Below are 9,029 nucleotides of genomic sequence, written 5' to 3' on the forward strand. Positions count from 1 at the left end.
GGGAGGAGAACAAACCGGGACACCCCCACCCCTCCCACCCCACCCCCCCCCCCGCTGCCGTCAGGAGGTGGCGATGGCCCCCAGCACCCGCATCCGGGCCGCCTTCACCGCGGGCAGCACCGCCGCGGCCAGTCCGGCCACCGCCGCGCCGACCAGCACCGCGAGGATGGTGGTCCACGGGATGCTCAACGCGGTGATGCCGTAGAGGGTCAACACCTTCTGCCCCGCGACGCCCCAGGCCAGGCCCAACCCCAGCCCCAGCAGCGCGCCGTGCACGGCGATCAGCACCGACTCCAGCCGGACCATCCGGCCGACCTGCCCGCGCGAGGTGCCGATCGCGCGCAGCAGGCCGATCTCCCTCGTACGCTCGATCACCGACAGGGCAAGGGTGTTGACCACTCCGAGCACCGCGATGACGATCGCCAACGCGAGCAGGGCGTAGACCAGGTACAACACGGTGTCGACCTGGCCGGTGATCGACTTCTTGTAGTCGGCCTGGCTCTGCACGGTCACCTGCGGGTACCCCGCGAGCGCCGCGTCCAGACCGGCCTGGACCTTCGAACGGTCAGCCCCGGTCGCAGTGTTGAGGTACAGCGCGAAGTCCTGCGCCTCGGGGGCGAACTTGTTGAGGGTGTCGAGGGAGACCTCCCAGCTGCCGCCGTCCTTGCCCGCGCCCGCCGGGGGCTTGCTGATCGCGCCGACGGTCAGTGTGCCCACCCGGCCGTTCAGGAAGTGGAGTTCGACCTGCGAGCCCACCGAGAGGTGGTCGGCGTCGGCGGTGGTCCGGTCGACCATCACCTTGCCCGCCGCCACGTCCGCCGTGGAACCCGCCACGTACTGCGGCTTGACGGCCTGGTCCACGGTCGCGACGTCCACGCCCGACAACGCCAGCTGGAACCCGTTCAGGTGCGCCACCGCGTACCGCTGCCGGGTGACGGCCTGCACACCCGGGACGGCCTTGACCCGGTCCGTCACCTCGTGACCAATGGGCGTGGCACCGTTGCCGGAGAGCACGTAGTCGGCGCCGAAGGTGTTGTCCACGTCCCGGTCCACCGAGGTGGTGAGCGAGGCCGCCAGCACCGCGACCGCGCCGACCAACGACAGGCTGATCATCAGCGCGCCCGCCGTCGCCCCGGTGCGCCGGGGGTTGCGGACGGCGTTCAGCCGGCCCATCCGCCCGACCGTGCCGAAGAGCGCCGGGTACGGCGCGCCCAGCCCGTACACGACCACCCGCGACAGCGCCGGGCCGAGCACCACCAGCGCGAGCAGCGAAGCGACGATCCCGCCGCCGAGCAGCGCCCCCGCCGTGATGATCGTGGCGTGGTGCGTGGCGGCCCCGTACAGCAGACCCAGCCCCGCCACCAGCAGCACCGCCCCCAGCGCCGTCCGCCGGCCGAGCCTCGGCGCGACGGGTACGGCGGCCTCGCGCAGGGCGGCCATCGGGGAGATCCGGGCGGCGCGCCGGGCCGGAAGGTACGCGGCGACCAGCGTCACCAGCACGCCCACCGCGTACGCCGCGACCGGGGTCACCGGGTTGATGACCAGCGCGGTGCCGGACAGGTCGACGCCGAACTGCGAGATCAGCGACTTCAGGCCGGCCGCCAGGCCGATCCCGACCCCGAGGCCGAGCGTGGAGCCGATGACACCGAGCAGCAGCGCCTCGGTCAGCACCGAGCGCAGCACCTGGCCCCGGCCCGCACCCAACGCCCGCAGCAGGCCCAACTCTCGCGTCCGCTGGGCGACCAGCATCGCGAAGGTGTTGAGGATCAGGAAGATCCCGACCAGCACCGCCAGTCCGGCGAAGCCGAGCAGGGCGAGCGTCACCACGCCGAGGAAGGAGCTGATCTGCTGGGCGGCGGTCTGCGCCTGCTCCTCCTTGGTGGCCACCGAGTAGCCGTCGCCGAGCGCCGCCTTGATCCGCTGCTGGGCGGTGGCGTGGCCGGTGCCGGGCGCGGTGTCGACCGTGACGCCGGTGAACTGGTCGGGCTTGCCGAGCAGTTGCGCCTGGGCGGTGGCCGTGTCGAGGTAGGCCATGGTCACGCCGGGGTTGCCGGTCATGAAGGTGACGACGCCGACCAACGTGCCCGGGGTGGAGCCGGACGGGCTGAGGATGTGCAGCGGGTCGCCGAGGTGGATGCCCTTGTGCTGGGCACTGGCCTGGTCGAGGACGATCTCGCCGCTGTGGGTCGGGGCGTGGCCCTGCACCAGGTGGACCTGCGGATCGTCGTACCAGTTCTGGCCGAGCGTCGGGGCTCCCGTCGTCGGGCCGACCGGCTTGTCGTCCTTGTCGACGACGGTGAGGTTCTGCAGGCTCACCTGGCCGTGCGCGGCCCGCACGCCCGGGACGGCGGCGACCTTGGTCACGACGGCGGCGGGCAGGGTCGGGGTCTCGCCGGACAGGCCGCGGTCCTCGACCTCGGGGGTGAACGCCTGCTTCGGCTTGATCGTCACGTCGGCGGCGGTGGAGCCGGCGATGTTGGTGAACGCGACGTTGATGGTGTCGGAGAACACCAGGGTGCCGGAGACGAACGCGACACCGAGCAGGACGGCGAGGGTGGACAGCGCCATGCGGCCCTTGTGGGCCAGGAAGTTGCGGATGCTTGCCTTGAACACTCCCCGTCAGCTCCTGCGCCCGGCGCCGTCGAACCGGCGCATCCGGTCCAGTACGGAGTCGGCGGTGGGCTCGGGCAGCTCGTCCACGATCCGGCCGTCGGCGAGGAAGAGGACGCGGTCCGCGTAGGAGGCGGCGACCGGGTCGTGGGTGACCATCACGATGGTCTGGCCCAGGTCGTCCACCGACTGGCGCAGGAAGGAGAGGATCTCGGCGCCGGCCCGGGAGTCGAGGTTGCCGGTGGGCTCGTCGGCGAAGATGATCTCCGGTCGGCTCGCCAGCGCGCGGGCGCACGCGACGCGCTGCTGCTGGCCGCCGGACAGCTCCGTCGGCCGGTGCTTCAGGCGCCCGGACAGGCCGACGGTGTCGATCACCTTGTCCACCCAGGCCTGGTCGGCCCCGCCCGGTTTGCACTGCCGGCCCGCGATGTCCATCGGCAGCGTGATGTTCTCCAGCGCGGTGAGCGTGGGGAGCAGGTTGAACGCCTGGAAGATGAAGCCCACCTTGTCGCGGCGCAGCTGGGTGAGCTTCTTGTCCTTGAGCCGGGTGATCTCGGTGTCGCCGATGAGGATCTGCCCGGAGGTGGCGGTGTCCAGCCCGGCCAGGCAGTGCATCAGGGTGGACTTGCCGGAACCGGACGGACCCATGATCGCCACGAACTCGCCGCGCCGGACGGCGACGTCGACCGCGTCCAGGGCGACCACCCTGGTCTCGCCGGAGCCGTACGCCTTGGTCAGGGCCTCGGCACGGGCCGCCATGGTCATGGGCGGGGCTCCGGCCGCCGTTGCTGTGCTCATGCGCGCCTCTCTCCGGTTCGCTCGCTGCGCTCGCTCACCGCACGTGCTCGTGGGTGCGCTGCCCGCCGCTCGCGCGTGGCGCGGGGCATGGCAGACTCTGGGCAGGCAGAAACTTCTACGATCAGACGTAAAACTTCTACGTGGAATGTAGAAGATAGCGCGGGAGGTGACCAAGTACGTGGGCGTACACGAACCCACCCCGGCCGAAGGACGGGCCAAAGGCGAGCTGGAAGCCGAGATCCTGGCCGCCCTCCGACACGCCGCCCCCGAGGCGCTCACCCCCGGCGAGGTACTCGAACAGGTCGACGCCCGGCTCGCGTACTCCACCGTCGTCACCGCCCTCACCCGCATGCACGGCAAGGGCCTGCTCAGCCGGGCCAAGCGCGGCCGCGCCTACGCCTACACCGCCGTCTCCGACGAATCCGAGCTCGCCGCCCGCAAGATGAGCCGGATGCTCGACGGACGCAACGACCGCGAAGCCGTCCTCACCCACTTCATCGACGAACTCTCCGACGACGACGAGGAGTTCCTGCGCCGACTGCTCGGCCCGGGAGCGCTCGGACCCGGAGCGTAGGCGGCCCGATGCGCATCGCCGTCTACCTGCCGCTGCTCCTCCCCCTGCTCGCCGCACTCCTCGCCCGGCCGGTCGGCGAACGGCTGCCGCCCCGGCCGGCCACCTGGCTGCTCACCGTCGGCTCGCTGGTCCTGGCCGCCGCGAGCACCGCGGCGCTCGGCATGCTCACCGTCACCGGGCTGATCCGGATCCCGCTGCTGGCCCGGCTCGCCCACGACCACTGGTCGGCGCCCGCCGCCCAGCACCACGACCCGGCCTCCTTCTCGGTGGCCGTACTCGCCGGCGCCCTGCTCACCGTCGCCCTCGCGACAGCAGGGCGGATGCTGTGGCGGCGCGCCCGCACCCTGGCCCGCGCGGCCACCGAGGCGGCCTGCCTGCCGGGGCGTCAGCAGCTGGTCGTGGTCGACGACCCGGCCGCCGAGGCGTACGCGATACCCGGGCGGCCGGGTCGGATCGTGGTCTCCACCGGCATGCTCGCGGCGCTCGACCCGGCCGAGCGAGAAGTCCTGCTCGCCCATGAACGGGCCCACCTCGCCCACCGCCACTACCTGTTCGTCGCCCTCGCCCAACTCGGCGCGGCCGCCAACCCGTTCCTGCGGCCGCTCGCCGACACGGTCACCTTCACCGTGGAACGCTGGGCCGACGAGAGCGCCGCCGCGGCCGTCGGCGATCGCGAACAGGTCGCCCGCACCATCGGCAAGGCCGCCCTCGCCGCCCGCCGCACCCGGGCCCGCACCCGCATCCCGGCCGCCGCCCTCGCCCTCCTCGGCCGACTCCGCCCGCACCCCCTCGGGCCCGTCCCCCGCCGGGTCACCGCCCTCCTCGCCCCCGCCCCGACCCCCCGCGGCTGGCCCCTCGCCGCCCTCACCGCCCTCGCCCTCACCACCGCCCTCTGCACCGCCGAGGCCGCCCACGACCTGGAGTCCCTGCTCGAACTCGCCAAACACGCCGCCACCCATCGCTGATCCACCGGACGCCTGCGGCGAGACGGAGGCGGAGAGAGAAGGGGCGATGGACGGGAACGGCGGGCGCGGGAGCTGCCCGGCGCCGCCGAACTCGCGGGGCGTGTTGGACGCCCCCGGGCGCCGGTTCCCCTACCATCGGAGGTCCGTCCGGGTGGCACGCCCGGCCGTGGCTCTGGGGGGACTACCTGGTGATACGGATTCTGCTGGCCGAGGACATGCACATGGTCCGAGGCGCGCTCGTGGCGTTGCTGGACCTGGAGGACGACCTCGAAGTGGTCGCGGAGACCGAGCGCGGTGACCTGGTGGTCCCGAAGGCGCTGGAGACCGGTCCGGACGTGGCGATCATCGACATCGACCTGCCGGGCATGGACGGCCTGACCGCCGCGAGCCTCCTGAAGACCAAGCTGCCGCAGTGCCGGACGCTGATCCTGACCAGCCTGGGACGGCCCGGCACGCTGCGCCGGGCGTTGGAGGCGCAGGTGTCCGGATTCCTGCTGAAGGACGCGCCGCCGAAGCAGCTCGCCGAGGCGGTGCGCGGGGTGGCCGCGGGTCAGCGGGTGATCGACCCCCAGCTGTTGCTGGACGCCTTCGACAGCGGCCAGAACCCGCTGACCCTGCGGGAGACCGAGGTGCTGCGGGCCGCCGCCGGCGGGGCCGAGGCGGCGGAGATCGCGGCGACCCTGCACCTGTCGGTCGGGACGGTCCGGAACTACCTGACGACGATCGTGACGAAGCTCAACGCCCGCAACCGGATCGACGCGATCAGGCTGGCCGAGGAATCCGGCTGGCTGCTCTGAGGCCTGTCCGGTAGATCTTCGCCGGACAGGCCCCGGCAACACGGCTCAAGCCGGGACCTCGGCCACCAGGTGGAACCACCCCCGCCCGTCGGGCCCGGCGCTGAGCCGGCCGCCGACCTTGGCGAGCCGCACCTCCAGGTTGTCCAGCCCTCCGCCGTGCCGATCCGCGTCCCCGAGCACTGCCCGCTCGGGGACGCCGTCGTTGGAGAGGGTGAGCCGCAGCCGCCCGCCCTCCACCCGGCCCTTGACGATGCAGCACTCCGCCTTGCTGTGCCGCAGCAGGTTGGTGACGCCCTCGCGCAGCACGGTGGCGAGCACCGTGTCGGCCTCCCCGGTGGGCTGGATGCCGCCGAGGTCGAACTGGGCCTCGATGTCGGCCGCCGCGAGCACACCCCGCGCCGAGACGGCCTCGCGCTCCAGCGACATGTCCCGGTAGCCGCGGGCCACCGCGCGCACGTCGGCCAGGGCCTGCCGGGAGATCTCCAGCACTCCGCCGAGCTCGTCCAGCGCCCGCTCCGGGTTAACCGTGACCAGTCGGCAGGTCAGCTCGCTCTTCAGGGTGATCGCCGAGAGGCTGTAGCCGAGCAGGTCGTGCAGGTCGCGGGCGAACCGCAGCCGTTCCCGGGTGACGGCCAGCCGGGCCAGCTCCTGCTGGGCCTGCCGCACCTCGATGACCAGTTGGGCGAGGCTGGTCAGGCCGAAGACGATCAGCCCGGTCAGCGCCGTCGCCACGGTGAGGTAGACGGCCTCGGCCACGCTGATGCCCAGCAGCGCGCCGCTGACCCCGGACAGCACCACCACCGCCCCGAAGGCCGCCCCGGCCCGCTTGCCGCGCAGCAGGAGCAGCACCGAGGAGCCGAGGAAGCCCGCCATCCCGCCCCAGGCGAAGCCGAAGAACACCAGCGGAACGTACGTCAGCACCGCCTGCGCCAGCAGCGTCCAGCGTCCGTAGCGCTCCCGGACGCACTGCATCCGGGGTGCGCAATGGACGAACTGGAGCGCCGAGGCGGCGATGAATGTCAGGCTCGCGACAATGAATTGACTTTCCGTCGGATGACTCGTCGCCATGTTCAGAAAGCCGATCAGCACGAAGCCGAGCTGAACGATCACCACAATGGCCAAGGCCAGCCTGGGTGGGGGCGCATTGAAACCCGGCGGTCTGTTTTCCCTCGGCGGCCCCCCCGCGTCACCGGATCCGTCCGGTCCGCTCCGCACACGTACGGTCTCACTCAAGCTGTACTCCCCCCACGCGACTTGGGGGGAGTATAGGGCTCGACTATCCCGGCGCCGACACCTCGTTCGCGCACTCGTCCCAGCCCGTGAAATCGGCCGGATCCGCCCGCCCCTCCCGGGCCGGGCGGCTGCCCTCCGGGAGCGTGCCCAGGACGAAGCCGCCGACCGTGGCCTCGGCCCGCCAGTCGACCCGCAGCGCCCGTTCGGCCAGCTCGATGTCGCCGCTGCGCAGCGCGCAGGTGGCCAGGCCCATGGCCGTCCCGACCAGGTACATGCTCTGGGTCACCACGCCGACGTGTTTGAGCGTCAGCGCGTACGCGAGGCCGCTGAACTTCCAGGACAGCCGGCGGTGCCGGGAGGTGATGGCGACGACCACGGCCGGCGGGGTGGCCAGCCGGGCACTGAGCGCGGCCTCGGCGAACAGTTCGTCCAGCTCCTCCTGACCCTCGTTGACCGCGATCAGACAATGCTCGGAGGGTGCGTAGTAGTAGATCCCGTCCGGCAGCCCCGCGCAGTCCCGCACGGCCGGGTAGAACTCCAGCTCGTACGCCCCGTCCCCGCTGGGGTACGGGCGGTCGCTGACCGGTTCGCCGGTCGGGTCGCCGGCGGGCGCCGGCCGCAGTCCGCGCACGCGTACGGTCCGGTGCAGGAACTCGCCGAGCTGCTCGGCGGTGAACGGGGCGGCGCCGAACTCGCGGACCGAGCGGCGGCCCTCGATCACCGCCGTCAGCACCGGGTCGGCGGCCAGCACCTGCTTGAGGTCGGGGCGGGCCAGCGGGTGGCGCCGGCCGGCCGGGAGCGGGCGCAGCGCTGGCTCGGGGTCGGTGCGCCCGCGCAGCCGGTGGGTCGCGCCGTACGGGCCGTCGTGGCGCCCGGTGGTGCTGCGGGTGTGGAAGAACAGGTCGAGGCCCGACCAGGCGGCGAGCACCGGGTCGAGGTCCTCGCCGAAGGTGGGGGCGGACAGCCGGATCAGCTCCACCGAGGCCGTCGGCTCCGGCCCGCCGTCCTCGGCGACCGAGAGCAGCCCGGCGCCCGCCAGTTGGGCCAGCAGCGCCAGCACCACCGGTTCGGACAGGCCCGACTCCGGCACGATCTCGGCCGGCCGCACCGGGCGGCCGAGCATGCCGACCACCCGGGCGCTCTCCGGCCGGTGCAGCTCGACCCGGTGCAGGGCGGTGGGCGCCTCCAGCACGAAGCCGGCGCCCTCGGTGCGCAGGAAGGCGAAGCGGGACAGCCGCACCGGCCGGCCCGGGTCGACCGGCCCGGGCTGGAACCGGGCCTCCCTGGCCAACGGCACCACGGACAGCAGCGGTTGGGCGGCGTCCTCCAGACCGAGCGAGCGCACCACCAGGTGCTGGAGCCGGTGCAGCACCCGCAGCACCTCGGCCTGCCCGGCCTGGTCCCGGACCGGCTCGCCGTCGCCGGAGGCGGGCATCGCCCCGGCGAAGACGTTCTCCAGCATGATCGGCCCCAGGCTCATCCGCTGCAGGGTCTCCCCCACCAGCGGGTGCGGACGGTCCAGCCGGAAGTCGCCCCAGCGGGCTCTCAGCAGCAGCGAACCGTCCGGCTCCGCCGGCTCGACCAGGACGTCCTCGCGCAGGGACCACAGGGCGCGGGGGCGGGCTCCGCCGGCGGCACGGGCCGCGGCGAGGATTCCGTCGCTGGTCGGCATGGGGGACTCCTCAGTGCTGAAGGCGGGCGGGGGCTCCGCCGGACGGTCCGACCGGTCGGTCAGACGAACAGGGGGATCGGATTGAGCTCCTCGTAGCGGCTGGGCCGGGCCAGCCGCCCGAGGGCGACGGGGACGTCGAACAGACGGCCCGGGGCGAACCGGGCCCAGAACTGGCGCAGGCCGGGGACGACGACCTTGACCACCGGCAGGCCGATGTCGGGTCGGGTCTGGTCGAGCACCAGCAGGTCGAGGCCGTGGGCGCGGACGGTCTCCACGCAGGCGGCCACCTCCTCGCCCAGGTCGCGGGGCGGGGCGGCCGGGAAGTCGGCCGGGACGCACGCCGTCCGACCCCGCTTCGGGGGCAAGTGAGGCTGGTTTTT

General features: G+C 73.1%; 8 protein-coding genes. 3 read left to right on the forward strand and 5 right to left on the reverse strand.

The features are described 5' to 3' along the window. Window positions 1-60: 60 nt before the first annotated feature. Entirely contained in the window at window positions 61-2,613 is a 2,553-nt protein-coding gene (locus ACFQ87_RS25495; RefSeq protein ID WP_380613122.1) for an ABC transporter permease, read from the reverse strand. A 6-nt stretch (window positions 2,614-2,619) separates the two neighbouring features. After that, window positions 2,620-3,369 carry an ABC transporter ATP-binding protein gene (locus ACFQ87_RS25500; protein WP_380613161.1) on the reverse strand — a complete coding sequence of 250 codons (750 nt, stop codon included), beginning with the start codon at window positions 3,367-3,369 and terminating at the stop codon, window positions 2,620-2,622. Between the two features lie 205 nt (window positions 3,370-3,574). Here ACFQ87_RS25500 and ACFQ87_RS25505 point away from each other — a divergent pair, with 205 nt between their 5' ends. The 3 genes from ACFQ87_RS25505 (at window position 3,575) to ACFQ87_RS25515 (ending at window position 5,744) form a co-directional block, all read left to right on the forward strand. Continuing rightward, window positions 3,575-3,982, forward strand: coding sequence for a BlaI/MecI/CopY family transcriptional regulator (locus ACFQ87_RS25505; RefSeq protein ID WP_380613123.1), 408 nt, complete (start codon window positions 3,575-3,577; stop codon window positions 3,980-3,982). Between the two features lie 8 nt (window positions 3,983-3,990). Further along, entirely contained in the window at window positions 3,991-4,947 is a 957-nt protein-coding gene (locus ACFQ87_RS25510) for a M56 family metallopeptidase (RefSeq protein ID WP_380613124.1), read from the forward strand. Between the two features lie 185 nt (window positions 4,948-5,132). After that, a complete protein-coding gene (locus ACFQ87_RS25515; RefSeq protein WP_380613162.1) occupies window positions 5,133-5,744 on the forward strand; it encodes a DNA-binding response regulator in 612 nt (203 codons plus the stop codon). A gap of 45 nt (window positions 5,745-5,789) precedes the next feature. On the opposite strand, the gene ACFQ87_RS25520 is transcribed toward ACFQ87_RS25515, so the two are convergent. The 3 genes from ACFQ87_RS25520 to ACFQ87_RS25530 all read right to left on the reverse strand — a co-directional run. Next, complete coding sequence (locus ACFQ87_RS25520; protein ID WP_380613125.1) at window positions 5,790-6,854, reverse strand: sensor histidine kinase; 1,065 nt, start codon at window positions 6,852-6,854, stop codon at window positions 5,790-5,792. Window positions 6,855-7,020: 166 nt separating this feature from the next. Further along, window positions 7,021-8,649, reverse strand: coding sequence for a SagB family peptide dehydrogenase (locus ACFQ87_RS25525; protein WP_380613126.1), 1,629 nt, complete (start codon window positions 8,647-8,649; stop codon window positions 7,021-7,023). Window positions 8,650-8,708: 59 nt separating this feature from the next. Beyond that, a partial coding sequence (locus tag ACFQ87_RS25530) for a YcaO-like family protein (protein WP_380613127.1) occupies window positions 8,709-9,029 on the reverse strand: 321 nt, incomplete at its 5' end.

The sequence above is a fragment of the Kitasatospora sp. NPDC056531 genome, assembly GCF_042794375.1.
Classification (GTDB): Bacteria; Actinomycetota; Actinomycetes; order Streptomycetales; family Streptomycetaceae; genus Kitasatospora.